The sequence below is a fragment of the Arthrobacter castelli DSM 16402 genome, from assembly GCF_000430705.1.
GTDB classification, from domain to species: domain Bacteria; phylum Actinomycetota; class Actinomycetes; order Actinomycetales; family Micrococcaceae; genus Arthrobacter_C; species Arthrobacter_C castelli.
Genome location: NZ_AUMN01000014.1, coordinates 42,683 through 67,549 on the forward strand (window position 1 = coordinate 42,683; position 24,867 = coordinate 67,549).

The following is a 24,867-nucleotide window of genomic DNA, read 5'->3' on the forward strand; positions in this document are numbered from 1 at the left end:
TCGTTAAACCTGTGTCCAGTCGAGCACAACCTTGCCGCCGGCGCCATCGCGGGCCGCTTCAAAGCCCTGCTCCCAGTCGGCCGCCGGCAGCTGGTCGGTAATGACGGACGAAATCGCGTCGTAGAGCCACTCATTGGTCTGCAGCATCGCGCTCATCGCGTACCACGTTTCGTACATTTCCCTGCCATAAATACCCTGCAGGGTCAGCATGTGGGTGACGACGGTGGCCCAGTCAATATCAATCGACGACGCCGGCAGCCCCAGCATCGCGATCCGCCCGCCATGGTTCATGTTGGCGATCATTTCCGGCAGTGCGGTTCGGTGCCCGCTCATCTCGAGTCCGACGTCGAACCCTTCAGCCATCCCCATCGACTGCTGCGCACCGTGGATCTTCGTGCTGGAGACATCAATAGACAAGTCGACACCCATCGATTGAGCCAGTTGCAGCCGCGGTTCGGACACGTCGGTGATCACAATGTAGCGCGCGCCCACATGGCGGACGACGGCGGCAGCCATCAGTCCGATCGGTCCGGCGCCGGTGATCAGCACATCCTCGCCCACCAGCGGGAATTTCAACGCCGTGTGCACTGCGTTGCCCAGCGGGTCGAACACCGCGCCCAGCGCGGGTGTGATTGTCTCGTTCTGCACCCACGCATTGGTCTCGGGAATCACCACGTATTCGGCAAACGCCCCATCACGCTGCACCCCGACGCTGACGGTATGAATACACAGCTGACGGCGCCCGGCACGGCAATTGCGGCACATCCCGCACACCACATGGCCCTCACCGGAGACCCGGTCGCCGACCTTGGTATTGGTGACGCCCTCTCCGGTGGTCACGACCTCACCATAGAACTCGTGCCCGGGAATCAGCGGAGCCTTGATGGTGTTCTGCGCCCAGCTGTCCCACGATTGAATGTGCAGGTCGGTTCCGCACACACCGGTGGTCAACACCCGGATCTTCACCTCGCCGAACCCGGGCTCCGGCTCCGGCCGGTCCACCAATTCGAACCCAGGCTGTGCCGCGGACTTGTAAAGCGCTTTCACTGATACTTCCCTTCCGTATCACCCTCGGGCGTCGTTGCCCGCCGCTCTACGGTATCAAGAGTCGCTATCGCCGGATGTCCCGCCGTTGCATGGACGGCACGGCAAGCAACACGGCCGCCACGCCGATTCCGGCCAGCACCGCAAGCGGCCAGTACACCGGGTCATCGCCGGCCAGGTCGGGGACATGATTGAACACCATCAGGTCCATCAGCCACCCAGGCGGTTCCAACAAGCTGCCGAACCAGGTCATGCTGGCGGTTACGGCGACCAGCGCCCAGCCGATCCACGCCAGCTGCGGCCGCAGTCCGATCAGCAGTGCGGTGGCGCCGGCCAGGCACACGGCCGCGGGCCACTGGAGCAGGAAATAACCTATGATCCGCCCGGCGTCCGCCTGCCCGCCGAGTTCTTGCGCCGTGATCCCGGCCGTGACCAGGCCGGCCAGCAGCAGCATCACTGCGCTGCCGACGACGGCGGCAACCCAGGCAGCCACCAGCGGCTCCCAGCGGCGCCGGCCAGTGACCAGCTCGGCCTCCAGCAACCCCGCGGACTCGTCGGCACGGACCCGCATCACTGAGCCAACCGCGTAGACGGCAACGAAGATCCCGGCAATGAGAGTGACCATCTGGAAGTACATGGAGGTCACAGAGGCGTCGCCCATCATCCGGCGCACGAGTTGAGCGGTGACGTCCGAGCCTGTCAGCAGGTCCAGCAGCCCGGAGCTCATGCCGCCGAACAGGGCGCCGAGGGCCACCACGGCCACCGTCCAGCCGATCGCCGAACCCATCCCCCGGCGCCGCGCCAAGCCGAATCCGGACGATACCCGCAGCCCGCGGTCGTGTCCCCTGCGGCGGGCAATGATCCCGGCCTGGTATTCCCGCTTCGAGGCCAACCACAACGACAGCACCAACAACAGCAGGAGCACTGCCCCGAAGACCCAGAACGGCCACGCCCGGTCCCGGGTATAGGGGGCAACCACCTGCACCCACCCCAGGGGCGAAACCCAGTGCAGCCACGTCACCGGCGCGGCGCCGGCATCGTCGAGAGTGGCCCCGGCGTTGGGCACTGCCCGGGCCAGGAACGCGATACCCAGGATCAGCAGTGACCAGGAGCGGGCCACCGGGCCGTCCGGGGCAAGCTGGCACATCACCGTGGCCAGCAGGGCAAACGCGCCCGAGACCGCGGCCACCACGGCGCCGAATGTGAAGGCGCCGGCGGTGGTGAGTTCCTGGTTCACCTGCGCCTGGCCCCATAGGATCAGCGCGGTGCCGGCGCCGAGCGCCAGGCACTGGCCGATCAGCACCGTGAACGATGCCGCCACCGGCAGCCAGGGTGCCGTGCCGGTGGATCGGACGACGGCCAGGGTGCCGGCGTCTTCGGGACGGCGCACCAACGTGACCGCGAGCAGCAAGGCCATCACGGCGCCGACGATGAGTACGTAGGTCCCGGTTTCCCAGACGAGTAATTGACCCAGCGTCCCCGGATCCGGCAACGGGCCGTACAGCACGGCGGTGGCTGTGTTGGCGCGCAGGGACTCGACCAGCACGGTCCGCTGCGCCAGGTCCGGATATAACTCGGCGTAGGACGGAGCGGTCACAGCCACCAGGGCCAGCAGCGGGATCAACCATGCCAGCAACTGTGTCCAGTGCCGCCGCAGCACCAGAGCCACCAGCCTGCGGTACTGGCCCGCGGTCCCGGTTCCTGTGGCGGCGGGCACATCCTGGCGGTGTCGCGGCCTGGTCTGCACAGCAGCGGGTGTGCCCATCATGACACCACCTCGTAGTGGCGCATGAAGAGGTCCTCCAGCGACGCCGGCACCGAAGTGATGTCCCGGGCCCCGGATGCGGCAAGGGTGCCGAGCACCTCCGGCACGTTTTGGCGGTCCACCGACCCGGCTACCCGGATCACACCATCGGCAGCACCGCCGTCGTGGTCCGCGGCCATGCCGTACGCGGCCAGCCGGGCCGCGATATCGTCGGCGCGCTCGACGGGCACGGTGGCCTCGATCCCGGAGGCGGCGAGGTGGCGCATGGCGGCCAGCCGGCCGGACTCGACGAGCCGGCCGTCCCGGATGATCGTAACGGATGAGCACAGCTCCTCGACCTCGGAGAGGATATGGCTGGAGAGCAGGATCGTCCGGCCATCGTCAACGGCCTGGCGCACGCAGTGGCCGAACTCCCGCTCCATGAGCGGATCCAGGCCGGCAGTGGGCTCGTCGAGCAGCAGCAGGTCCGTGCGGGCGGCGAAGGCGGCCACCAGCATCACCTTCTGCCGGTTGCCCGTGGAGTAGGTGCGGATCTTCTTGGACGGGTCCAGACCGAACCGCTCGATCAGCCCGGCCTCGCGCGTGCGGTCGTAGCGGCCGCGCAGTCCGGCGAGGACGTCGAGCGCCTGGCGGCCCGTGAGGTTCGGCCAGAGGCTGACGTCGCCGGGAACCGCGGAGACGTTCCGGGTGGCCTCGGCCGGGTGCGTGGCGGGGTCTTTCCCGAGGACCCGCACCCTGCCTGCTGACGGTTTGTAGAGCCCCAGCAGCACCCGCATCGTGGTCGACTTGCCGGCCCCGTTCGGGCCCAGGAAACCATGGACCGACCCGGCCGAGACCTCCAGGTCCAGCCCGTCGACGGCGGCAAAGGACCCAAACTTCTTGGTCAGTCCCTCCACCTGGACCGGGTGAGCGGCGGGGTGGTCCGGGGAACTGCTCTGGGGAATGCTCTGCTCTGCGCTCATGGCGTGGCTCATGTCGTTGCCTTCCGGCTGAGTTGGTGTAGGTGTTTCTGGTTCTCTTCGCGCGCCGATTCGGCCAGCGCCCGGCGATCTTCGGCCGACAGCGGGATCCCCAGCTCTTCGGCGAGCGTTTCGACGTAGAGAGTGAAGTAGGCGCCCGGGTAGTAGCTGCCCGGGTAAACGAGGGCAAAGATCCGCCAGGTCCAGGCGTGACGTCCATCCGTGAGCATGTCGCCCATGGCGGCCAGCAGCTCGGGAGCCACACGCCGGGCGAACTCCCCGCCCCAGGCGGCGAGCGCCCGGATCTGGTCCTCCGCGTCCGGCGGCTGGTTGTCCGCCACCCGTTGGAACCCGGCGATCATCTCCACGGCCTCGTCGAGGTCGTCCTTGGTGATGCGGTCAATGACCTCGCAGACGATTGGCGGCAGCTCCATCCGATAGCAGGCCATTTCAACCAGGTCCGCTTCAGCTTGGATCATGCCCCGGGCCCGTTCGTCCGGCGCCAGGTCCAGCAGGTCAGCGTAGAAGCGTGCCAGCGGTTCGGGCACCGGGGTCAACGGCCGGCCCGATTCCGCGGTCTGCAGCAACGTGGCCAGCTGGGCTCGCCGGGCCCTGAGATCGTCCAGCTGCCGGTCGACGCCCTCCAGCGTGGCCCGCAGGTCCGCCGCGACGCTGCTCCGGGCCGGGTTCTGCGTCTCCGCGGCGATGAGCTCCTTCACCTGTGCCAGCGGAACGCCGGAGTCCACCAGCCAGCGCACACGCATCAGCCGGGCAACATGGGCGAAGCCATAGTCGCGCCAGCCGTGACGGGTTTCCGGCAGCGGTAATAGATTGATCTGGTGGTAGTAGCGGACCGTGCGCACGGTCGTGCGTGCCAAGTCCGCGAGCTCCTTTACCTTCATACCCCCATCATGCAGGTGTGACGTGACGTCACTGTCAAGGGCCGTGCCCACATTGAGGTGGCTTAGACTGTGGAACATGCTTCAGCCGCCGATGGAAAATCCCAGCGCCGTTGTCTTTGACTTGGGTAATGTAGTTGTTGGATGGGATCCTTTTGGCCCGCTTGCGGACCGGCTGAGTCGTCCCGAGTGGGAAGAGTTCACCGAGGCCGCGGATTTCTTCGGACTGAACCGCCTGGCGGACGCTGGAATGCCCGTTGCCGAGGTGTCCGCTATCGCTGGCGGTAAGAACCCGCATTATGGTGATCTGGTCAGAGAATATTTCCACAGCTTCGACAAAGCCCTTACCGGGCCGATTCCAGGAACTGCCGGGATTATTGAAGACCTGCACGCCGAGGGAGTCCGGCTCCTGGGATTGACCAACTGGTCAGCCGAGACCTTCGACTGTGCCCCGGTGGCCGCGCCGGTGATTAATCGGATGGAGGCGGTGATGGTCTCCGGCAAAGAAGGCGTGGCAAAACCGGATCCGGAGATCTTCCGCCGCCTGGTATCGACCTACGCACTGCAGCCGCAGGCAACGGTCTTCATCGATGACTCGGTCTCGAACGTGGAGGCCGCCCAATCGCTGGGATTAGTGGCCCTGCAGTTCGTGGGAGCGGATCAACTGCGGCAGGATCTTAATCAACTCGGCCTTCTCAACTAAGTGACCTGTGGGCCGGCCGTGCCCGTCCAGGCTCGAGCAACTGATTGTGATCGTTACGGCACTGGCGTGTTGGGGAATCCGGTCCAGCGCAAGTCGGCGGGCAGGTGGGTCATGTCGTTGAACATCACCATCGTGGGAGGCAGGTTGGGGCGGTATGCGATGACGGTGAGTGCGGTGTTGGAGCTGTTGAGACCGAGCCACCGGGCAGGCGGAGCGTCCAGAGCGTGGCGCACGAGCCAAGCGATGGGATAGTCATGCGTGATGAGTACCTCGTGGGTGTCCTCGCTCTGTGATGGATCGGAGGGTGTCGCGAATCGGGCGGACAAGGATTGCGCGATCCGGTGCCCCGCCGCGGCCTCAGCCTCGTCGTAGCCGTCGAAGAATCCGATCCAGGACGGTGGTGTCTCGGCCGCGCTGGGAACGTAGGGGACGTGGTCGATGAGTTCAGCTGCCTCGGCCACGGTCGCGTCCGGTAGATGACGGGCGACTTCGTGCGCGCTGGCGGTAGCGCGGTGAAGCGGTGAGTGCCACACGGCTTCGACGGGGACAGTGGCGAGCCGTTTTCCCAGCAGGTTCGCCTGTCGGCGTCCGGTGTCGGTGGGTTCGCCGAACGCGTCGGCAGCACCATGGCGGGCGAGGTAGAGATGTCGGATTCCCATGAGGTATCGCGGTTCCTTCCGGATCAGGTGCTTGTTGTCTTAATGGTTCCCGTGGTGCCGTCGACGATGATGGCGGTGCCGTCGCGGATTCGGCTGGTCGCGTTGCGGGTCCCGAGAACAGCGGGGATGCGGTACTCCCGGGCGACGATCGCCGCGTGGGAGAGGATGCCACCGGTTTCGGTAACGACGCCGGCGGCGAAGCGCAGCAGGGGTGTCCAGGATGGGTCGGTGCTGGGGCATACCAGGATGTCGCCCGGGTGCACGCGGGAGAAGTCATCGGGGCCACGGACGATCCGCGCGGTGCCAGTGGCGCTCCCGTGGCTGCCCGGTGTCCCGGTCAGAGCGGCCGACGGCGTGGCCGAGGTCTCGGACGGTGGTGGCGACGGCGGAGCGGCCGTGACCGGCCGGGCTTGCAGGATCCAAATATTGCCGTCCGCGATCGCCCACTCAATGTCCTGCGCTCCGCCGAGCATGTCGGCGATTTCCGTCCCGTACCGGGCAAGCCGCAGGACGGTCGCGTCGTCGAGCGTCGGCCGGGTTCGCACGGGGCCGGACACGCTGCTGATAGCCACCTGCCTGCCGTGCCGGTCCAGGCGGGTCCGCTTTTCTCCGATGACGCAGGCGACCGCTCCGTCGGCGGCGACGCGATAGGCGTCGGGGGTGACGGTGCCTCCGACGACGCTGAGGCCCAGCCCCCAGGACGCCTCGATTTCGGTCCCGCCCTCGGGCCCGGCAGCGGTGAACATCACCCCGGAGGTATCGGCATCCACCAGACGTTGGATGAGGACAGCCATCGCCGAGTCCCCCGACGACCAGTGATGGCCGGGGCCGCTGCGATAGTCGTTGGCGCGTGCCGAGTGCAGCGAGGCCCAGCAGATACGGACGGCGTCAACGACTTCATCGATGCCCTGCGCCGCAAGGATGCTCTCATGCTGGCCGGCCGCCGATGCACCGGCAGCGTCCTCGTCGGCCGCCGAAGACCGCACAGCCACCGGCGGGTTAGCAAGCACGTCGAGCCCGCGCGCTACGGCTTCGAGCAAGTCGGGACGAAGCGCGCGGGTTCCGATCATCAGTTGCGCCGCGCCAGATTCGTTCCGCCCGTTGTTCGATGAGGTGATATCCAAGCCATTGAACGCGGCGCGGTACGCGTCGAACCCGATAACGAACCCGTCGGGCACCGGCAAGCCGGCGCGGCGCAGCTCCCCCAGCGCCGCCGCCTTCGCACCGCAGGTCTCCGCCACGGCATCGTGCAGAGCCACCACCATTCCCACACCTTTCAACGAACCGTTGACAACGTTCTGTTGATTGTGCACCATAGTGGCATGCCACGCAAGTACGACATCGCCCAAGCCGCGCACGACGATCACGCCCTCGCCGGCCGTCAGCAGGACGCCACGGATCGACTGTTGGGCCTGGGGGCCGAAGAACTTGATGCTCGTCCCTGGCGACCCGCGCCAGTGCCGCCGTCGGCGATGGACCTCGCGCAGTTCGCCCTGTGGCGCTCGGCAGCCCTCCCTCCGGAAGACCTCCTGCACGCGCTTGCGCTGCTGCCCGCAGCACGCGCCGAGGCCGAGGGCCTCGAATCCGGGCTGCTGTTCACCGCCCGCAGCGCCGGCCTGACCTGGGCGCAGATAGCCGAGGCGATGGGATTCAACTCCCCGCAGGCGTGCCAGCAGCACTACAACCGGCTTGCAGAGCGACAAGGCTCCGACTCATGACCCGGGCCTCCCCGACCGGGCTGCTGGTCCTGCACGCCGTCCGCATCACGGGGTTCGCCGACACCCAGGTGATCGCTCACCGCTTTGGGCTCGACCCCGCGGAAACAGCCGGAATACTGCGCGACGCCGAAGCGCGCGGCTGGGTGCAACATGCCGCCTTCGCCGACATCGGCGGCTGGTCATTGACCGGGATGGGCCGGACCGAGAACGAGCGGCAGTTGCGAGACGAACTCGCCGCCGCCGGCGGCGGTGACGATGAAATCCGCGCGATCCACCGCGGGTTCCTCCCGCTGAACGCCCGCCTCCAACAGGCCTGCACCGACTGGCAGCTGCACCCTGTGCCCGGTGACCGACTCGCCGCGAACGATCACTCAGATCCCGTGTGGGATGCCTGCGTCCTCGACGAACTCGCCACCATCGACCGCGCTCTCACTCCGCTCGCCAGACGACTCGCAGACATCCTCACCCGGTTTCAGGGATACGACACACGATTCACCGCGGCCCTGCAACGCGCTCAAGCAGGCGATGGCGGCTGGGTCGACCGTACCGACGTCGATTCCTGCCATCGCGTCTGGTTCGAGCTTCATGAAGACCTCATCGCCACACTCGGCATCGACCGCCGCACAGCAGCGTGGCCCCTCGAAAGGTAACGTCGGAGAGCTCAGTGAAAAAGCACAGGCCGAACAGTTATGCATTCGATGATTCCCGAATAGGGCGGCCGGCGCCAGTTCCAGCACGTGATCAGCGGATGAGCCGCACTCCCGGACCAAACTCAAAACGTGTCCATGCCTGATCGGCAGTCACCACCGGCAACTTCAGCCGTTGGGCCAACGCGAGGCAGGCCCGATCGCCCAGAGACAATCCAAACCTACGGGTCGACGGCCAAAGTTCCGCTGCGTTCAATGCGTCCTCGGGGGTAAAGGCCTCCACCACAATTCCAAGAGCCTGGAGGCGACTGCTGACCTGATGCGGTCCGACCCCATGCTGCTGCAGCTTCTGCGCCAACTCAGACCAATTCACGGAGGACATCACTGCATGAGATAACAAAGGATCCACAACGTCTGCACCGGATTCCGCGTGGATCCAAGCCAGCACTGCAGAAGTATCCAGAACCGCCGCCACTATCGATTCTCCTCCGCCTCTTCTGCGGCAAACTCGGCGCGTCGTTCGGCAATCAGCTCATCGACGGCTGAGCCTTCGCCACGCCAGCAAGCCATGACGTCGCGGCGAATGCGTGCCGCCAATTGGGTTTGCCCCTCGATCATCACCCTGCCATCTTCGACATACACAACTAGCCGTTGTCCGGGCTCGATGCCTGCGGCGCGCCGCACGTGCGCCGGGATGGTCAGGCGCCCGTTCTCTGTGGCGACAACTTCTGCTGTTGCCACCTCCTGGGATATTTGTGTCATATTCTGAGTATGCACGCCATTGAATCTATAAACAAGCCACATGCGACGAATATATGACTAACATGCAATTGTTAGCCGTATTGGCCTACACCCAGGCATCGGGCAGGCTGCTAAGACCGGGCACGACCGATCATGACGGTGGATAATACGGCGCAGGCTCCCCTGTGGACCGGAAGTCGCTCACTCCGCCGGGTCCCCCGTTGGCTGCCGACTGGCCAATCGGAAGCGGCAGTCGCTTGAACAGCCTGCGTCCGATCGTCACGCGGTCGTCGTCCCGACCCGGCTTCGCGCTGACCTCGTTGCCGGCGTAGCGCGAGGCACGAAACGCCAGCCACGCCAGTGGATGGCGGCGACCGCGCCGGTGCACCCGGTGTGGAACCGTAACCTCCTTGCGGGTCCGCTGCCCCGCTGCCGCACAAATACTGGGCAGCAGCACGTCGGCGGCCCGCGCATACCCCAGCGATGACGGATGGAAGTGGTCGGACGAGAACATCACCTTCGGTTGCCGCCAGAACATCGGCCCCAGCAGGTCGGCCAACGAGACGGTACGTCCACCGGCACGCAGCACCACAATGGTCTGGGTGGTGGTCAGCAGCCTGCTCGCCCAGTATGCGTAGGTCCGCAGTGGCTGCACCAATGGCCGGACAGTGCCCATGTTCGGGCAGGACGCCACCACCACCTCGCATCCGATGCTCCGAAGCTGATGCACCACCGACGCCAGATGGCGCCCGGCATCACGGGGCCGGACCAGATTGACTATATCGTTGCCCCCGATGACGATCAGCGCCACGTCAAAGCGATTCCCCTGCTGCATCAACGTGGCGAATTGGCCCGGCAGTCCAGACGACCTCGCTCCAACCACTGCCACATTGTTCAGCTGCACGGGCCGGCCGGATACATGGGACAGCCCTTGCGCCAGTAAGGCTCCCAGCGTCCGGTCGGGCGTTTCCGCCCCGAGCCCGACGGCCAGCGAATCGCCGAGCACGGCCATGTGCAATGGTTCGCCGGCTCCGCCGCCGTCGTCGTATCGTCCCGTGGCGAGGGGAAGATAATCGCTCTGCTTGGCCTCGGTGGTCTTGCGCGCCCGCACCGCTTCCCAGCTGACCAGCGCGGCAAAGAGCACTGCACCGCCGGCGGCAACGGCCCCCGCGCTGGTCAGCACCTGGATGCCATGATGACTGGTCGTTTCGACCACAGTACCCACCCTTCGACGGCGCCGCTTCACATCAGCCGACGCCCCGTTGGACTTCCTGCGAGACCTCTACTCATTATGCCCCAAGACCTGTTCCAGCGATTCCTCACCGAGAACACGCATGCCCGGATGATCGTCGGAGGCGGCCAGCATCGCCGTCGACATGGACAGTGCCCAGGCTCGCGCCCGTTTCCAAGTGTCCGCGTCGACGCCCTTCCTGCCCACGCGGTTTTGGAAGCGGCCCCGGCCCTCGGCATCGAAAGTCAGCCATGCGGTGGCCAAATCCGTGGCCGGGTCGCCGGCGGTGAGGTCGCCAAAATCGATCACCGCGCTCAGCGCGTCCTCGCCGTACACAATATTGGCCGCATGCAGGTCCCCGTGCAGCCACAGTGGCGGTCCGGACCAATCAGGGGCGGCGCTCAACTCGTCCCACAGTTTTGCAAGATCCGCAGCGCCCGGGAGCCCGCCGCTGCCCAGCCGTTGCGCGACCGCGGCGCGGCGGGTGGCCAGCGGTACTCCGCGGACCGGGTTGGCCGGCGCGTGTTCCGGTGCCGGACGATGCAGAGCGATGAGGAAGTCGGCGAGCTCTTCGGCAAAAGCGGTCCGCTCGTTCCGGGGGACTTCAGAGGCCAACGTGCCTCTGAACCAGGGACATACCGACCACGACCACGGATAGTACGGCGTCGGCTCGCCCACCCGGACGGGGACCGGGAGCTGCACCTTGACCCACTGCGCGAAAACGGGCAGCCAGTGCTGTTCGTTGACGATCAGCCCGGCGGCCTGCTGCCGGCGGGGCAGACGAACGGTGAGATCATCCCCCAGCCGGTAGATCGCGTTATCCCAGCCGTTGGCCTGCAGCTTCAGCGGTAATCCGCCCAGGTCCGGGTGCTGGTCAGTGAGCAGCCGGCGAACCAGCTGCTCACTGACTTCAACCTCCGCGGCCGGAAGATTGGCCACGGTTCTTAGGCTTGGACGTCGAGGCGTTCCAGGATCAGCTCCCGGACGCGGCCGGCGTCGGCCTGACCCTTGGTCGCCTTCATCACGCCGCCGACGATGGCCCCGACGGCCTGGACTTTCCCGCCGCGGATCTTGTCCGCGACATCCGGCTGCGCGGCCAACGCACCGTCGATTGCCTCGAGCAGGGCGCTGTCGTCCGAGACGACGGCGAGGCCGCGCTTCTCAACCACCTCGGACGGGCTCCCTTCACCGGCGAGCACACCGTCGAGGGTCTGGCGGGCCAGCTTGTCGTTAATCTTGCCGGCCTCGATCAGCTCGTTGAGCTCTATGATCGTCGCCGACGTGACACCCAGTGCAGCCGGTTCCACGTCGTCGGCTTTGGCCCGGCGGGAAACCTCGCCCATCCACCATTTCCGGGCGACGGCGGGGCTTGCCCCGGCAGCGATGGTTTCCTCGACCGAATCCAGCAACCCGGCGTTGACCACGTCCCGGAATTCCTCGTCCGAGTACCCCCAATCGGCCTTGAGTCGCTTCCGGCGGATGGCCGGCGGCTCCGGCAGCTGGCTGCGCAGTTCCTCGATCCAGTCCTTGTCCGTCACCACCGGAACCAGGTCGGGCTCGGGGAAGTAGCGGTAATCGTCGGCGTCGGACTTCGGCCGGCCCGACGTCGTCGAACGTGTGTCTTCATGCCAGTGGCGGGTTTCCTGCACCACCTCGCCGCCGCCGTCGAGCAGGGCTGCCTGGCGCTGGATCTCGAAACGCACGGCGTGCTCGACCGAACGCAGCGAATTAACGTTCTTGGTCTCGGAGCGGGTGCCGAACTTTTCCTGTCCGACCGGGCGCAGCGATACGTTGGCGTCGCAGCGCACATTGCCGCGTTCCATCCGGGCATCGGAGACGTCCAGGTTCTTGACGATTTCCCGGATGGCGGTGACGTAGGCCTTGGCCAGTTCAGGGGCGCGGTCGCCGACGCCTTCGACCGGCTTGGTCACGATCTCCACCAGCGGAACACCCGAGCGGTTATAGTCCACCAGCGAGTACTCGGCACCCTGGATGCGGCCGGTGGTGCCGCCCATATGGGTGAGCTTGCCGGCGTCTTCCTCCATGTGCGCGCGCTCGATCTCCACGGTGAAGACGGTGCCGTCATCGAGTTCGATGTCGATAGCGCCGTCGTAGGCGATCGGCTCGTCGTACTGGGAGGTCTGGAAGTTCTTCGGGGTGTCCGGGTAGAAGTAGTTCTTCCGGGCAAACCGGCAGCTTTCGGCGATCGTGCAGCCCAGAGCCAGGCCGATCTTGATGGAGTACTCGACCGCGTGCTTGTTCACCACGGGCAGCACCCCCGGCAGGCCGAGGCAGACCGGGGTGACATTGGTGTTCGGATCGTCGCCGAAAGCGTTCGGCGCGGCGGAGAACATCTTGGTCTTGGTGTTCAGCTCGACGTGGACCTCGAAACCGAGGACCGGATCGTACTTGGCGATGGCGTCGTCGAAGGTCATCAGTTCCGTTGTGGCGGTCGTCGTCATGACCGGCTTCCTTCCGTGGCTTCGGTGTGGCTCATGGCCCTCGCTTCCATGCGGGTCTCCGCGCGGGTCTCCGCGCGGTCGCTGGCGCTCCCTTGGTCGACCACCGAGGCGCTCCCTTGGTCGACCACCGAGTCGACCACCGGCTGGACGTCGGGTGCTTGGGCGAGCAGTGGGCCGCCCCACTTTTCCTCGAGCTTCGATTCGAGCACCGCGCCGACCCGGTAGAGCCGGGCGTCCTGCTTCGCCGGCGCGAGCAGCTGGATGCCGACCGGCAGGTTATCCTCGGACGCGAGGCCGCCGGGCAGTGACAGACCGGGCACACCGGCGAGGTTGGCTGGAATGGTCGCGACGTCGTTCAGGTACATGGCCAGCGGGTCGTCCAGCTTCTCCCCCAGCGGGAAGGCCGTCGTCGGCGTCGTCGGTGAAATCAGCACATCGACCTGCTTGAAGGCCGCCTCGAAATCGCGCTGGACCAAGGTGCGCACCTTCTGCGCCGAGCCGTAGTACTCGTCGTAGTACCCGGCGGAGAGCGCGTAGGTGCCCAGGATGATGCGCCGCTTCACCTCGTCGCCGAATCCGGCCTCACGGGTCGCTCCCATCACGCGTTCGATGGTGGTCGGTCCATCCGGAAGCACCCGGTTGCCGAAGCGGACGCCGTCGAACTTGGCCAGGTTGCTGGAGGCCTCCGAGGGCATGATCAGGTAGTAGGCGCCCAGGGCGTAGTCGAAGTTGGGGCAGGAGACCTCGACGATCTCCGCGCCGGCGTCGCGCAGCAGGTCGAGGGACTCGCTGAAGCGCTCGCGAACGCCGGCCTGGTAGCCCTCGCCGCCCAATTCCTTGACGACGCCGATGCGCAGCCCCGAGACGTCGCCGTGCCTGGCCGCGTCCACCAGCCCTTCGAGGGGATCAGCCAACGACGTCGAGTCCGCCGGATCGTGGCCTCCGATGACTTCCTGCAGCAATGCGGAGTCCTCCACCGTCCGGGTCACCGGGCCGATCTGGTCAAGCGAAGACGCCATCGCGATGGCGCCGTAGCGGGAGACTCCCCCGTAGGTGGGTTTCGTGCCGACGGTTCCGGTCATCGCCCCGGGTTGCCGGATGGAGCCGCCGGTGTCGGTGCCGAGCGCCAGCGGAGCCTCGAAGGCGGCGACGGCGGCGGCCGAACCACCGCCGGAACCGCCCGGGATGCGTTCCACATCCCATGGGTTCCGCGTGGGCCCGTAGGCCGAATGCTCCGAGGAAGAGCCCATGGCGAACTCGTCCAGGTTGGTCTTGCCCAGGATCGGCATTTTCGCCGCCCGCAGCTTAGTCACCACGGTGGCGTCGTAGGGACTGACCCAGCCGTCGAGCATCCGCGAGCCTGCCGTCGTCGGCTGTCCCTTGGTGACAATCAGGTCCTTCACCGCGATCGGAACGCCGGCCAATGGGTGCAGGTCGGCGCCCTTGCCGGCGGCCCGCAGTTCGTCAACTTCGGCGGCGACGGCCAGGGCCTCTTCGGCGTTCACATGCAGGAACGCATTGAGGGAACCGTCGACGGCGGCAATCCTGTCCAAGCAGGCCCGGGTTAACTCGACCGAGGTGGTTTCGCCGGAAGCCAGCAGCCCGGCCAGCTCGGTGGCTGTGCGTTTGATCAATTCGCTCACGTAATTAGTCCTCATCCAGAATCGCGGGCACTTTGAACCGTCCGTCCGCCGAATCCGGTGCGCCGGAAAGCGCCTCCTCATTCGACAGCGTCTGGCCGACGACGTCCTCGCGGAACACATTCGTCAGCGGAAGCGGATGGGACGTGGGCGGGACGTCGTCGCCGGCGGCTTCGCTGATCGACTTGATGGAGTCAACGATCACATCGAGCTCGCCGGACATCCGGTCCAGTTCCTCGTCGGACATATCGATATGAGCCAGCCGCGCGAGATGCGCCACCTGGCCGCGACGCAGGGTAGACATTAATCTCCTGTGCTTCAAGCGAGTGGGTTTTGTCGTATCCAGTCTACTGGTGATGACCATGGGCGGTGGCGTGCCGCTTCTTATCCGCATGCAGCGTTATGAAGTACAGGAGCGCGGCGATACCAAACAGCCAGACAAAAACCCCGGGGAACATGGCAGTGCCGCTCGCCAACTCCGGCCATGCCCCTGGAACAGCGCTGACCAGTCCGGGGATCACGATGTCGCGTCCCAACGTCGCGGAAACCGCGAGACCGGCCGCGAAGAGGACCATGCAGATAATGGCACTCGCAATCATGGAAGTGGCCAGAAGCAGAATGCGCCTGGCTACTCTGACGATCGCCGTGATCGCTCCAGTCATTGTCACGCCTTCCTCATCGAGTTCCCACCACCGTCGGAAGTGCAGCACCGACACCATAGAGATATGCGAAGACTACTACTTCCCGGCGCGTTTTCGTGCCCGCTCACGCGACTTCGCCAGCACATCCTGCTCTTTGCGCTGCGCTTCGCGCAGTTTCGTTTCAGCCTCCCGCAGCTTGGTTTCGGCCTCCCGACGCTTGCGTGAAGCTTCCCGGACGGCCGTCTCCTTCATCACTGCAGCTTCGATTTCCACAGACCGCGGTCCGGCCGGGGCAGCTTCGGATTCGTCCGGTTCCTCCGCCTCGGGTTGCTGCCCGGAGCCGTGCGGAAGTCCGCCCTGCGAGGCATCCACCAGCCGGGCAATCCCATCCAGTACCAGCTCGACCCCGACCGCGAACGGATCGTTGGTGCTTTCCGGGCCCAGCAGTCCTTCTTCGAGCACCCGTGACACCGCCGGGAACTGTTCGGCAGTGACCAGCGACCGGAGCATCTGCTCCCAGCTGCGTTCGACCTCCTCCAGTGTCGACTCGTCCGGGGCGGCCTGCGTATACATACGCTCAATCAAGGATTGCCAGTAGGCCTGCCCGCTCAGCAGCAGGGTGGCGGACAACCGGTCGGCCTGGCTCAGAGGCGTCGACTCGAACGCGGCCAGGCCCGCGTCCATCCACGCCACGGTGTTCGGGGTGGACGGGATCCCCCGAATCGGGATATCCAGCACCCAGGGACGTGCACGGTAAACGGCCAGCTGCGAGTCGAACAGGGCACGCGCCGCTTCACGCCAGCCCACATCCCCATCAGGCCGGGGCGGCACTCCGAACGCCTGCTCGTACATCAGCAGGACCATGTCCTCTTTGGCCGAAACGTACCGATACAGCGACATCGTGGTGTAGCCGAGCTTCGCTGCTACGGCGGTCATGGAGACTGCAGTAAGGTCCTCCGCGTCGGCAATCTCCATCGCCGTTGCGACAATCCCCTCGACACTGAGTTCCCGCCGGGGACCACGCTGCGGCGTGGCCGCCACTCCCCAGGCCAGGGCTATGCCTCTCGGCAGTTCGGGCTCTGAATCGGACGTTTTCATGTCCTCCATCCTCGCTCAGCCGACCATTCGGCGGAAATTTGCTTGACCATTGCCAAATATCAGTGTATCCATTAAACATTGTTTATCCCATAAACTCGTTCCCGAATAGTCCAACCCTCCGGAGCACTCCATGGAAGCCACCATTCAAGCACTCGGTGTCCGCAAAGCATTCGGCACCCGGACAGTCCTCGACGGCATTGACCTCGAGGTTCCGGCCGGATCCATCGCAGCCGTCCTTGGCCCCAACGGCGCCGGCAAGACAACACTGCTCAACATCCTCTCGACCTTGGTTGCCCCGGACGCAGGAACTGTCACGGTCAACGGCCACGACCTGGCCAGGGACCCGTCCGCCATCCGCGAGTCGATCAGTGTCACCGGCCAGGCCGCCGCGGTCGATGAAGTCCTCACCGGCGAAGAGAACGTGACAATGATGGGCCGGCTCAACGGCCTGAACCGCGCCGAAGCCCGACGGCGCAGCCGTGAACTGCTCGAATCATTCGACCTGGCCGACGCAGCCCGGCAAAGGGTCGTCACCTTCTCCGGGGGCATGCGGCGGCGCCTCGACCTCGCCTTGAGCCTGGTGGCCACCCCGCCGGTCATCTTCCTGGACGAACCCACCACAGGACTGGACACCAGGAGCCGCCGTGCGCTCTGGCAGACCATTCACGGGCTGCGCACCGACGGTGCGACGATCCTGCTGACCACCCAGTACCTCGAGGAGGCGGACGAACTCGCCGATGACGTCACGCTGATCGACGGCGGGCGTGTGGTCGCCAGCGGGTCCCCGGGGGAGCTGAAGGCGCAGGTGGGCGAGACCGTCGTCGAGCTCAAAACCCACGACGGCGAACTGCTGGCTGCCGTCCCCACTGATGGCACCCTGCCGGGATTGCGGGCGGCGATTAACCAGCTCGAAGAGCGTGCGGCGCCCGGCGCCGCCGTGTCCCTGCGCTCCCCCACGCTCGACGACGTCTTCCTTCACCTCACAGACCCCGCGGCCGGGCAGGCAACGACACAGAAAGCATTCTCATGAGCACAACCAACACCACGACGCCGCAACCGCAAACCACCCTTGGCCCCGGCCGCCGGCCAGGACGCCGACGGCCAGCACCGGGAGTCGCCGACGCCGTCCTGATCGGCCGCAGCGTGAGGCACTCGTTGCGCGATGTGGAGACCATGCTGATGGCGGTGCTGCTGCCGGTCATGCTGATGTTAATGTTCACCTATGTGTTCGGTGGAGCCATCTCGGCCGGTGGAACGATCGCCCAGGACGGCGGGTACGTCGACTACGTGGTCCCCGGAATCATCCTGACCTGCGCAGGTTTCGGTGCCTCGTCGGCCGCTGTCGACACCGCCACTGACATGGCAAACGGCATTATCGACCGATTCCGCACTATGCCGATGCGCAGCTCGGCCGTGCTGACCGGACACACCGTGGCCTCACTCGCCCGGAACCTGGTGGCGACCGCCGTCGTCATCCTGGTGGCGCTGCTGGTCGGGTTCCGCCCCTCGGCCGGCCCGGCGCAATGGCTTGCCGCGGCCGGGCTTGTCGCCCTGTACATCCTGGCGATCACCACCTTATTCACCGCGATCGGAGTGGTGGCAGGCTCACCGCAGGCAGCCTCGGGATACGGCTTTGTGCTGCTGTTCCTGCCCTACCTCTCCAGTGCCTTTGTCCCCGTGGAGACGATGCCCGGCTGGCTGCAGCCAATCGCCGAATACCAGCCGATCACCGCGGTCAATGAATCCCTGCGCGCCCTGCTGATGGGAACAGACCCGGGCTGGTATGGCCCGGCGGCAGTGGCCTGGTGCATCGGAATCGGCGCCATCGGTGTGATCTGGGGTGCCGCGGCATTCCGGCGCCGGGCAGGGCGCCGGTGACCGGACTGGTTATTCACACGGCCAGGTGGAAGACCAGCAGGCGGATGCCGTACTCCGGCACCGCCCAATCGCGATCCGGACGGCGCTGGAACCCCAACGATGCGTAAAGTTGATGGGCGCCGCCCATTTTCTCCTCGGTGGAGAGCACCACGGCATCGATACGCTCGCGTTCCCGGGCATGCTCGACGATGGCGCGCACCAGTGCGCGTCCGACACCTTTGCGCTGCACCCGGGGATCAACGGCCAGCATCCGGAACTCCAGCTCACCGTCTCGGGCAATGTCGGCGTATTCGCCGCCGGCCTCTGCCAGGGTGACGGCACCGACCACTTGGTGTTCGAGTTCAGCCACCAGAAGTTCCCCATGGCCGGCACGGCGTTCGGTGTCCATCAGCATCGGCAGGTAGTCGCCATCGTCCGCACCGACGAAACCCTCACCGATGTAAGCCGCGGCAGTCAGCCGCGCGACGTCGTCGTAGTCCTGGGCACGCACGGGACGGATGCGCACCCCGGCCTCAGGCGGCACGCCGGTACTGGCCGCAACCTGCTGCCGGCCCGGACCGGTCATACCGGGAACCTCGCCGACAAGTCCGGCGCGGAAGCAGCGATCCAGGCGGCGAGCCGGTCCGGCTCCGTGGGTCCGCCCTCCAGCGGCGAGGGCAGCTGCGGGCGGTGCACCCAGGCACCGGACTCCTCGGCGATCAGCGCGCCGGCAGCCCAATCGTGCTCGTTCAGCCCCCGCTCGCCGTAGGCGTCCAACGTGGCGTCGCCGACCATGCACAGATCGAGCGCCGCGGATCCCAGCCTCCGCATGTCCGACAGCCCCTTCATCATGGGCAAGAAATCCTTCACCTGGTCGGCGCGGAGATCCTCGTCGTAGGAGAACCCGGTGCCCAGGATGCCTCCCTTGCGCCCCGTGACCGGTCCGGGAAGTTCCCGGGTGGCACCGCCTTCGGTGATCCAGGCGCCACCGTCTTTCGTGGCCCAATAGATCCGTCCGAGCGCGGGGGCGTTCACCACTCCCACCAGCCAGTTGCCCTCCCGGTCGCAGGCGGCAACTGAGGTGCAGTAGTAAACGATATTGCGGATGAAGTTGGTCGTGCCGTCCAGCGGATCGATGGACCAGCGAATGCCCGAAAAATCGTCTGACATGCTGGTTCCGAGCTCCTCGCCGGTGATGGCGTCAGTGCTGCGCGCGCCGGTGATGACTTCCCGAACGGCTTCTTCAGCCGCAATGTCGAACGCGGTGACCCAGTCGCCGTCGCCGCTCTTATTGGTGGCGTTGAACTCGCCGGCATTCCGCCCGGACAGCACCTTTGCTCCCGCCGCCGCAGCGGCCTGGGCGACGTCGAGCAGTTCATCGATCAGTGGTGTCTGGCTCATTGACGCCCCTCCAGTAACAGTTTGCGGAAGCCGTCTTCGTCCAGGACCGTCAGACCCAGAGATTCAGCCTTATCCAGTTTGGTGCCGGCGTTATCGCCGGCAACCACGTAGTCCGTCTTCTTCGACACCGACCCGGATGCCTTTCCACCACGGGTGATGATGGCTTCCTTCGCCTCGTCACGGCTGATGTTCTCCAGGGTTCCGGTGACGACGACGGTGAGCCCTTCCAGCGTCCGCGGCGTGTTTTCGTCCGCTTCGTCTTCCATCCGTACTCCGGCGGCCGCCCATTTGTCCACAATTTCGCAGTGCCAGTCCTCGGCAAACCATTCCTCCAAGGCAGCGGCAATAGTTGGACCAACGCCGTCGACGTCGGCCAACTGTTCCTCGCTGGCCTCACGGATGGCAGGCAGGGAGCCGAAGGCCGTGGCCAAGGCGCGTGCCGCCGTCGGCCCTACATGGCGGATGGACAATCCAACCAGCACCCGCCACAACGGCTGGCTCTTGGCCTTTTCCAATTCGGTAAACAGCTTGCGGGTGTTGGCCGATGGTTCGGACGGCTTCTTGTCGGTGCCCTTGGAGTAGAAGTATGGCACCAGTTCCGTCTCGCCCGGCGCCGCGCCCTTGGAGCGCCTTTCCCGCTCGATTCTGACGTCGGCGAGATCTTCGATCTGCAGATCGAACAGGTCCGCTTCGCTGCCCAGCGGGGGCGTTTCCGGCTCCGCCGGACCGGTGAGCGCGACGGCGGCTTCCCACCCCAGGGCCTCGATGTCGAACGCGCCGCGACCGGCCAGGTGGAAGATCCGCTCCCGCAACTGGGACGGACAGGACTTGGCGTTGGGGCAGCGGATGTCGACGTCGCCCTCCTTCGCCGGGGCGAGCTGCGTGCCGCAGGAAGGACAGTGTGTCGGCATCACGAATTCCCGCTCGCTGCCGTCGCGCAGGGCGGTGACTGGACCGACGATTTCGGGAATCACGTCCCCTGCCTTGCGGAGCACAACGGTATCGCCGATCAGCACCCCTTTGGCCTTGACGACGTCCTTGTTGTGCAGGGTTGCCATCTCCACCGTGGATCCGGCCACCTTGATCGGCTGCATCACGCCGAACGGTGTCACCCGTCCGGTACGTCCGACGTTGACTGCGACGTCGATCAACTTGGTATGCACCTCCTCGGGAGGATACTTGTAGGCAACCGCCCACCTGGGAACGCGCGAGGTGTACCCCACCGCCCGTTGGGTGGCGAAGTCGTCGATCTTGATGACGATGCCGTCAATTTCGTGGCGCAGATCGTGACGGTGTCCGCCGTAGTGCTCGATGAATTCGCGCACCGAGTCATACCCGTCGAGCACCCTGGTGTATGGCGACACCGGCAGTCCCCAGCTCTCCAGCAGATCGTACGTGCCGGACTGGCTCCGGGCCTCCAGCCCTTCCCGGGAGCCGATGCCGTGGACGTACATGCTCAAGGGCCGCTTCGCCGTCGTCTCCGGATCCTTTTGGCGCAGTGAACCTGCAGCAGCATTCCGGGGGTTCGCGAAGGGTGGTTTGCCTGACTCGACCATGAATTCGTTCAGGGCGAGGAACTCTTTGGACGGAATGAAAACTTCGCCACGGACCTCCATTTCCGCCGGATGGTCTGGGCCCTTCAAATGCCGGGGAATGTCCTTGATGGTCAAAACATTGTGCGTCACGTCTTCGCCGATCCTGCCATCTCCGCGGGTGGCGGCCCTGATCAACTCGCCATTCCGGTAGAGGAGATTGATCGCCAGGCCGTCGATTTTCACCTCGGTCAGCCACTTCAGGTTTTTCGCATGACGACCGCCGAGATGCTCCACGCTGGCTTGGGCGCGGGTGAACCACACCTTCAGTTCGTCGATGGAGAAGACGTCCTCCAGGCTGTACATCTGCTGCAAATGTTCCACCGGGCTGAATGCGGCGGACACTGCCCCTCCCACTTCCTGGGTGGGGGAATCATTCGATTTGAGCTCCGGATGCAGGCCTTCGAGTTCTTCCAGCCTGCGGTAGAGCTGGTCGAATTCTGCATCCGAAATGGTGGGGGCGTCCTGTTGGTAATAGGCAAAACGGTGTTTGCGGACAGCCTCAGCCAATTCGTCATATTCGGTGCGAACGTCATCGCTGGGCGGTTTGGACTGCTGCTCCACTTCTGTACTCACGCTTTCTATCTTGCCTCATACCTCCGACGATTTTTAGCGACTGCCTTTAGCGACTGCTGTTAGCGACTGCTGCCGCACTGAACGGATTACTGGATCTGCTTCGCATTGGGATGGTCGTATACGCGCCCTCCTCCTTGCTATCCACAGGTTCAGCGGCGGCCATGGACAATTTCGCTGGAACTGGAATCGTTGTTACTGGCGGGCTGTCTGCGCTGTTTGTTGCCCCTGATTGGCCTGTTGAGTCGTCTGTGCGCCGTATACGGCGGGGCGCCCCGCCGTTCACAAGTTCATTAGGCTGGCGGCCTGACCGGCCCTGCCGAGGGTGAGCAGCCAGTGCATGCGGTGGGGTGCCAGCCCGGTGGGGCCGCCAGCGCAGTTCCTGCCGTGGGGTGCGCGCCATACTAACAAAACCCGGTATCGCCACTTCGTTATCATTCAGTTATCTCTAACCACATATCTGTTCCTATTTTGTCGGTGATCGGTTCTAGTGTTGGTGGTATGGAACACAGGCCAGTTGCAGCAGTGGTTTCGACGCCGAAGGCCCCGGCGTCGGGCGGCGGCGTGCCTGTGGGCGCTGTCGCTGCCGGCGGCGTGCCGGCCGGCTCTGAGTCTGATTTGGTCGTTGAGGTCACGGCCGCGTTGCGGGACTTCTCTCGCCGGGCGGTGTCGGGCCAATCCGGTGTGGTCACGGCGGAGGCGGCGGCGCGGTTCGCCGCGACGGTTGAGGAGCTCTCGCGGACGGTGGAGCATTTGCAGGTGGTGGCCGCGGGCCGGTTGGAGCAGGTCCGCGATGAGGCCGAAACATCGGGTACGGCTGATTGTTGGGTGACGCCGGAAGGCAAGCGGCAGGGCGAGTACCGCAATACTGCCGATTATTTGCGTGACGTGGTGCGGGTGAACCGGCCCGAAGCAGCCAAACGGCTCAAATTGGCGGCCGGGCTGCTGCCCTCGGCCGGGTTGGCAGGTCAGCCCGTGCCGCCGGCTCATGAGCAGTTGGCGGTGGCGATGGCCGACGGGCACGTCCCCGCCGCCGCGGCAACGGCGGCGACCACCGCGTTGGGTAAGGCCAAGGCTACCGGGGCTGGCCCGGAGACGGTTGAGGCGATGGAACAATCACTGACCCAGGTCGCCGCCGAGCGGGATCCGCAGTTCGTGACGGTGGCCGCGGCGAGGTGGTTGAACCATATCGACCAGGACGGGCCCGAACCCTCCGAGGCCGAACTACGCCACCGGCAAGGAGTATTCCTACGCGGTAAACGCTCCGGGTTGCACCGGATGGAGATCCTGGCCACCGACGACCAATACGAACACCTGATCACCACCATGAACGCTGCCGCCAACCCCCGCGCCCGCGGCTGCCACCCCGACACCGGTAACGCGACCACCAGCGGTGGCAACGGCACAGGTGCAAGCGAAGCCATCGCCACTAACGGCACGGGGAGCACCAGCGGCGGCAGCGCTGAAACCGGTACTGGCAACATCACTGCCAGCGGCACGGGAAGCACCGGCGCAGGCGAGTCCGCTGCCAGCGGTGGCACCGGAAGCAACCAATCAGCCAGCACCGGTGCGTCCGCCACCGGTTCGGCAAACTCGGCCCACACCAGCACTGGCTCGGATGCCGACGCTGGTGATGGTGGTGCCGCCGGTGGTGCTCCGGTGCCGGCGGCGGCGATCGACAATCGGGCGGTGGCGCAGAAACGCCTCGACGGGCTCGTCGCCGCCTGCGACGCCGCCCTGGCCACCGGCGGACTACCCGACACCGGCGGACACCGCCCCCAAATCATGGCCGTCATCGACTACCAGGAACTCCTCACCCAACTCACCGAAGCAAAAGGCGGTACCTGCGGTGACGGGGCCGGGACGGGCACAGTCTTCAGCACCGGACGCTACGGTCCGGATGCCGGCGCCGGGGCCACCGGCGGGACCGGGTCGTACGTGTTTTCCGGGCCGGTCCACGCGGCCAATATCCGCCAATTGGCCTGCGACGCCGAGATCATCCCGGCCGTGCTGGCCGGCAACGGCCAAATCCTCGACCTCGGCACCGGCCGAAGGATCTTCCCACCGAACCTGCGCCGGGCCCTCGTCGCCCGAGACGGCGGATGCTCCTTCCCCTACTGCACCATGCCCGCCCCGTGGTCAGAGGCTCACCACATTCGATACGCCTGCGACGACGGGGAAACATCCACCGACAACGGGTGTCTGCTATGCAGCTACCACCACCACCTGATCCACAAGGAAAACTGGGTGATCACCGTCCGCCACGGGATCCCCTGGTTCACCCCGCCGGCCTACGTGGACCCGGACCGCAAACCGATCCGCAACCACTACTTCAACCGCACACCCCACCGAGGCCACCACCAAACCAGCATCGACCTCGCCGACACCGGATAAACCCGGATCGACGGCCGAGCGCCGCTGATTTCAACGCGGCTCATCAGAGGTTCGATTGGCCTCTCAGGTTCAACGGCGTCCCCCCGGTTCAATTGGCCTCAGGTTCGAAGGTTCCGGCGATGGCCGTGCCTCAAAGTGTCAGGGCGCTTCGGCCGCATCATCAAGCAGGGGCAGGTCGTCGGGGGTGACTAAATGCGAGGTCACAGCGTGTTCCACGAGGCGTGCCCGCCGGTTGCTGGCAAGTTTGCCCTCGCCGCCCCGCAGACCCGCGACACCGACACGGTCGAGTTTCTCGCAAACGTTATCCAGTTTCCGATTGAAGCGCGTCCTTCCCCAACCGAGACGCCTTGCCGCATCGGCAGAGGACGGAATAGCGCTGAAGCCGGTGCCTTCGCGGCGCAGCATCGGTTCAGCGAGTGCAACGATCAGCGCCTTTTGCGATGGGGTGAACACCACCGGTCCGATCGTCGTCTCGCCACCACCGTTGTCGTTGGTAACACCTTGCCGGAAGGCTGGCGCGTTCAAGTGGGCTGCGAATTCGTACGTGGTCGGACCGGCGGTGAAGATGATGTTCGTACAGCCAAAAACCAGGGGGATCCTCGCGCCGGGCGCCAGCCAGGCCTGCATGCCCCCGGAGGCGTCGGCGACCGTCGCGGAGATCATGCTGCCGACGTTTGAGAGCCACCAGATGCCGTCATATCGTGCGATCTGCAGGAACCTGCGGTGGAGGTAAGGGTTGTCGTCGATTTCGAGATCGCCCTCGCGTCCGACGTTGAACAGTTCGTCTTCGGCAGGCTCGTACCACTCTCCGCAGAACTCGACCGTCAGGTCCCCCATATGTTT

25 protein-coding genes are annotated in these 24,867 nt (G+C 65.6%); 6 read left to right on the forward strand and 19 right to left on the reverse strand.

The genetic code is table 11. The features are described from left to right. Positions 1-3: 3 nt before the first annotated feature. From tdh to H535_RS27910, 4 genes are all read right to left on the reverse strand, one after another. Positions 4-1,047, reverse strand: a complete 1,044-nt coding sequence (gene tdh / locus H535_RS0115150) for an L-threonine 3-dehydrogenase (RefSeq protein WP_026820216.1) — start codon at positions 1,045-1,047, stop codon at positions 4-6. Positions 1,048-1,111: 64 nt separating this feature from the next. Continuing rightward, the gene (locus H535_RS0115155; protein WP_026820217.1) at positions 1,112-2,812 is read right to left on the reverse strand and encodes an ABC transporter permease; all 1,701 of its coding nucleotides are present in this window, start codon (positions 2,810-2,812) and stop codon (positions 1,112-1,114) included. Then, positions 2,809-3,783, reverse strand: coding sequence for an ABC transporter ATP-binding protein (locus H535_RS0115160; RefSeq protein WP_026820218.1), 975 nt, complete (start codon positions 3,781-3,783; stop codon positions 2,809-2,811). Before H535_RS0115160 ends, H535_RS0115155 begins: the two co-directional genes overlap by 4 nt. Next, positions 3,780-4,670 carry a MerR family transcriptional regulator gene (locus tag H535_RS27910; RefSeq protein WP_051299390.1) on the reverse strand — a complete coding sequence of 297 codons (891 nt, stop codon included), beginning with the start codon at positions 4,668-4,670 and terminating at the stop codon, positions 3,780-3,782. Before H535_RS27910 ends, H535_RS0115160 begins: the two co-directional genes overlap by 4 nt. Before the next feature lie 76 nt (positions 4,671-4,746). Here H535_RS27910 and H535_RS0115170 point away from each other — a divergent pair, with 76 nt between their 5' ends. After that, positions 4,747-5,370 (forward strand): HAD family hydrolase, encoded by a 624-nt coding sequence (locus tag H535_RS0115170; protein WP_026820219.1) that lies wholly within the window; start codon positions 4,747-4,749, stop codon positions 5,368-5,370. A 53-nt stretch (positions 5,371-5,423) separates the two neighbouring features. Here H535_RS0115170 and H535_RS0115175 read toward each other — a convergent pair whose 3' ends face one another. Together H535_RS0115175 and H535_RS0115180 are read right to left on the reverse strand one after the other, a co-directional pair. Then, a complete protein-coding gene (locus H535_RS0115175) occupies positions 5,424-6,029 on the reverse strand; it encodes a histidine phosphatase family protein (RefSeq protein WP_026820220.1) in 606 nt (201 codons plus the stop codon). Positions 6,030-6,052: 23 nt separating this feature from the next. Beyond that, entirely contained in the window at positions 6,053-7,345 is a 1,293-nt protein-coding gene (locus H535_RS0115180; RefSeq protein WP_245580338.1) for a PEP/pyruvate-binding domain-containing protein, read from the reverse strand. Between the two features lie 6 nt (positions 7,346-7,351). On the opposite strand from H535_RS0115180, the gene H535_RS0115185 reads away from it, so the two are divergent. Both H535_RS0115185 and H535_RS0115190 read left to right on the forward strand, forming a co-directional pair. Next, positions 7,352-7,747: an SANT/Myb-like DNA-binding domain-containing protein gene (locus tag H535_RS0115185; protein ID WP_026820222.1), complete on the forward strand. Its 396-nt coding sequence runs from the start codon at positions 7,352-7,354 to the stop codon at positions 7,745-7,747. Beyond that, a complete protein-coding gene (locus H535_RS0115190) occupies positions 7,744-8,397 on the forward strand; it encodes a hypothetical protein (RefSeq protein ID WP_026820223.1) in 654 nt (217 codons plus the stop codon). Before H535_RS0115185 ends, H535_RS0115190 begins: the two co-directional genes overlap by 4 nt. A gap of 91 nt (positions 8,398-8,488) precedes the next feature. On the opposite strand, the gene H535_RS0115195 is transcribed toward H535_RS0115190, so the two are convergent. The 9 genes from H535_RS0115195 to H535_RS0115235 all read right to left on the reverse strand — a co-directional run bounded on the left by H535_RS0115195 (position 8,489) and on the right by H535_RS0115235 (position 16,207). Continuing rightward, the gene (locus tag H535_RS0115195; RefSeq protein WP_026820224.1) at positions 8,489-8,869 is read right to left on the reverse strand and encodes a type II toxin-antitoxin system VapC family toxin; all 381 of its coding nucleotides are present in this window, start codon (positions 8,867-8,869) and stop codon (positions 8,489-8,491) included. After that, on the reverse strand, positions 8,869-9,156 hold the full coding sequence (locus H535_RS0115200; RefSeq protein ID WP_035769855.1) for an AbrB/MazE/SpoVT family DNA-binding domain-containing protein: 288 nt from the start codon (positions 9,154-9,156) through the stop codon (positions 8,869-8,871). Before H535_RS0115200 ends, H535_RS0115195 begins: the two co-directional genes overlap by 1 nt. A gap of 130 nt (positions 9,157-9,286) precedes the next feature. Further along, complete coding sequence (locus H535_RS25835) at positions 9,287-10,351, reverse strand: SGNH/GDSL hydrolase family protein (RefSeq protein WP_051299392.1); 1,065 nt, start codon at positions 10,349-10,351, stop codon at positions 9,287-9,289. A 66-nt stretch (positions 10,352-10,417) separates the two neighbouring features. Further along, entirely contained in the window at positions 10,418-11,305 is an 888-nt protein-coding gene (locus tag H535_RS0115210; protein ID WP_026820226.1) for an aminoglycoside phosphotransferase family protein, read from the reverse strand. A gap of 5 nt (positions 11,306-11,310) precedes the next feature. Beyond that, positions 11,311-12,828 (reverse strand): Asp-tRNA(Asn)/Glu-tRNA(Gln) amidotransferase subunit GatB, encoded by a 1,518-nt coding sequence (gene gatB / locus H535_RS0115215; RefSeq protein ID WP_026820227.1) that lies wholly within the window; start codon positions 12,826-12,828, stop codon positions 11,311-11,313. Further along, positions 12,825-14,486: an Asp-tRNA(Asn)/Glu-tRNA(Gln) amidotransferase subunit GatA gene (gatA, locus tag H535_RS25840; RefSeq protein ID WP_081416722.1), complete on the reverse strand. Its 1,662-nt coding sequence runs from the start codon at positions 14,484-14,486 to the stop codon at positions 12,825-12,827. Before gatA ends, gatB begins: the two co-directional genes overlap by 4 nt. Next, positions 14,476-14,772, reverse strand: coding sequence for an Asp-tRNA(Asn)/Glu-tRNA(Gln) amidotransferase subunit GatC (gatC, locus tag H535_RS0115225; RefSeq protein ID WP_026820228.1), 297 nt, complete (start codon positions 14,770-14,772; stop codon positions 14,476-14,478). Before gatC ends, gatA begins: the two co-directional genes overlap by 11 nt. 43 nt (positions 14,773-14,815) lie before the next feature. After that, positions 14,816-15,130 carry a hypothetical protein gene (locus H535_RS0115230; protein WP_026820229.1) on the reverse strand — a complete coding sequence of 105 codons (315 nt, stop codon included), beginning with the start codon at positions 15,128-15,130 and terminating at the stop codon, positions 14,816-14,818. A 75-nt stretch (positions 15,131-15,205) separates the two neighbouring features. Then, positions 15,206-16,207 carry a TetR/AcrR family transcriptional regulator C-terminal domain-containing protein gene (locus H535_RS0115235; protein ID WP_035769857.1) on the reverse strand — a complete coding sequence of 334 codons (1,002 nt, stop codon included), beginning with the start codon at positions 16,205-16,207 and terminating at the stop codon, positions 15,206-15,208. A gap of 130 nt (positions 16,208-16,337) precedes the next feature. Here H535_RS0115235 and H535_RS0115240 point away from each other — a divergent pair, with 130 nt between their 5' ends. Continuing rightward, a complete protein-coding gene (locus tag H535_RS0115240; RefSeq protein ID WP_026820231.1) occupies positions 16,338-17,237 on the forward strand; it encodes a daunorubicin resistance protein DrrA family ABC transporter ATP-binding protein in 900 nt (299 codons plus the stop codon). Then, positions 17,234-18,085 (forward strand): ABC transporter permease, encoded by an 852-nt coding sequence (locus tag H535_RS25845; RefSeq protein ID WP_051299394.1) that lies wholly within the window; start codon positions 17,234-17,236, stop codon positions 18,083-18,085. The genes H535_RS0115240 and H535_RS25845 overlap by 4 nt, the downstream gene beginning before the upstream one ends. 13 nt (positions 18,086-18,098) lie before the next feature. On the opposite strand, the gene H535_RS0115250 is transcribed toward H535_RS25845, so the two are convergent. Genes H535_RS0115250 through ligA form a run of 3 tightly spaced genes read right to left on the reverse strand, consistent with a single transcriptional unit; the run spans position 18,099 to position 21,642 of the window. After that, positions 18,099-18,650, reverse strand: a complete 552-nt coding sequence (locus H535_RS0115250) for a GNAT family N-acetyltransferase (protein WP_051299396.1) — start codon at positions 18,648-18,650, stop codon at positions 18,099-18,101. Further along, positions 18,647-19,465 (reverse strand): inositol monophosphatase family protein, encoded by an 819-nt coding sequence (locus H535_RS0115255; RefSeq protein WP_035769859.1) that lies wholly within the window; start codon positions 19,463-19,465, stop codon positions 18,647-18,649. The genes H535_RS0115250 and H535_RS0115255 overlap by 4 nt, the downstream gene beginning before the upstream one ends. Next, positions 19,462-21,642, reverse strand: coding sequence for an NAD-dependent DNA ligase LigA (gene ligA / locus H535_RS0115260; protein WP_035769862.1), 2,181 nt, complete (start codon positions 21,640-21,642; stop codon positions 19,462-19,464). Before ligA ends, H535_RS0115255 begins: the two co-directional genes overlap by 4 nt. 489 nt (positions 21,643-22,131) lie before the next feature. Between ligA and H535_RS25850 the strand changes: the two genes are divergently transcribed. Further along, a complete protein-coding gene (locus H535_RS25850) occupies positions 22,132-24,024 on the forward strand; it encodes an HNH endonuclease (protein WP_081416724.1) in 1,893 nt (630 codons plus the stop codon). 138 nt (positions 24,025-24,162) lie between these two features. On the opposite strand, the gene H535_RS0115270 is transcribed toward H535_RS25850, so the two are convergent. Continuing rightward, the gene (locus H535_RS0115270) at positions 24,163-24,861 is read right to left on the reverse strand and encodes a hypothetical protein (protein WP_026820235.1); all 699 of its coding nucleotides are present in this window, start codon (positions 24,859-24,861) and stop codon (positions 24,163-24,165) included. Positions 24,862-24,867: the final 6 nt, after the last annotated feature.

Bases quoted from the DNA above. Each gene is read 5' to 3' on its own strand.
- H535_RS0115155 (WP_026820217.1), bottom strand. From the start codon at position 2,812: ATGATGGGCACACCCGCTGCTGTGCAGACCAGGCCGCGACACCGCCAG.
- H535_RS0115160 (WP_026820218.1), bottom strand. From the start codon at position 3,783: ATGAGCCACGCCATGAGCGCAGAGCAGAGCATTCCCCAGAGCAGTTCC.
- H535_RS27910 (WP_051299390.1), bottom strand. From the start codon at position 4,670: ATGAAGGTAAAGGAGCTCGCGGACTTGGCACGCACGACCGTGCGCACG.
- H535_RS0115170 (WP_026820219.1), top strand. From the start codon at position 4,747: ATGCTTCAGCCGCCGATGGAAAATCCCAGCGCCGTTGTCTTTGACTTG.
- H535_RS0115175 (WP_026820220.1), bottom strand. From the start codon at position 6,029: ATGGGAATCCGACATCTCTACCTCGCCCGCCATGGTGCTGCCGACGCG.
- H535_RS0115180 (WP_245580338.1), bottom strand. From the start codon at position 7,345: ATGGTGCACAATCAACAGAACGTTGTCAACGGTTCGTTGAAAGGTGTG.
- H535_RS0115185 (WP_026820222.1), top strand. From the start codon at position 7,352: ATGCCACGCAAGTACGACATCGCCCAAGCCGCGCACGACGATCACGCC.
- H535_RS0115190 (WP_026820223.1), top strand. From the start codon at position 7,744: ATGACCCGGGCCTCCCCGACCGGGCTGCTGGTCCTGCACGCCGTCCGC.
- H535_RS0115200 (WP_035769855.1), bottom strand. From the start codon at position 9,156: ATGACACAAATATCCCAGGAGGTGGCAACAGCAGAAGTTGTCGCCACA.
- gatB (WP_026820227.1), bottom strand. From the start codon at position 12,828: ATGACGACGACCGCCACAACGGAACTGATGACCTTCGACGACGCCATC.
- gatA (WP_081416722.1), bottom strand. From the start codon at position 14,486: ATGAGGACTAATTACGTGAGCGAATTGATCAAACGCACAGCCACCGAG.
- gatC (WP_026820228.1), bottom strand. From the start codon at position 14,772: ATGTCTACCCTGCGTCGCGGCCAGGTGGCGCATCTCGCGCGGCTGGCT.
- H535_RS0115230 (WP_026820229.1), bottom strand. From the start codon at position 15,130: ATGACTGGAGCGATCACGGCGATCGTCAGAGTAGCCAGGCGCATTCTG.
- H535_RS0115235 (WP_035769857.1), bottom strand. From the start codon at position 16,207: ATGAAAACGTCCGATTCAGAGCCCGAACTGCCGAGAGGCATAGCCCTG.
- H535_RS0115240 (WP_026820231.1), top strand. From the start codon at position 16,338: ATGGAAGCCACCATTCAAGCACTCGGTGTCCGCAAAGCATTCGGCACC.
- H535_RS25845 (WP_051299394.1), top strand. From the start codon at position 17,234: ATGAGCACAACCAACACCACGACGCCGCAACCGCAAACCACCCTTGGC.
- H535_RS0115250 (WP_051299396.1), bottom strand. From the start codon at position 18,650: ATGACCGGTCCGGGCCGGCAGCAGGTTGCGGCCAGTACCGGCGTGCCG.
- H535_RS0115255 (WP_035769859.1), bottom strand. From the start codon at position 19,465: ATGAGCCAGACACCACTGATCGATGAACTGCTCGACGTCGCCCAGGCC.
- H535_RS25850 (WP_081416724.1), top strand. From the start codon at position 22,132: ATGGAACACAGGCCAGTTGCAGCAGTGGTTTCGACGCCGAAGGCCCCG.
- H535_RS0115270 (WP_026820235.1), bottom strand. From the start codon at position 24,861: ATGGGGGACCTGACGGTCGAGTTCTGCGGAGAGTGGTACGAGCCTGCC.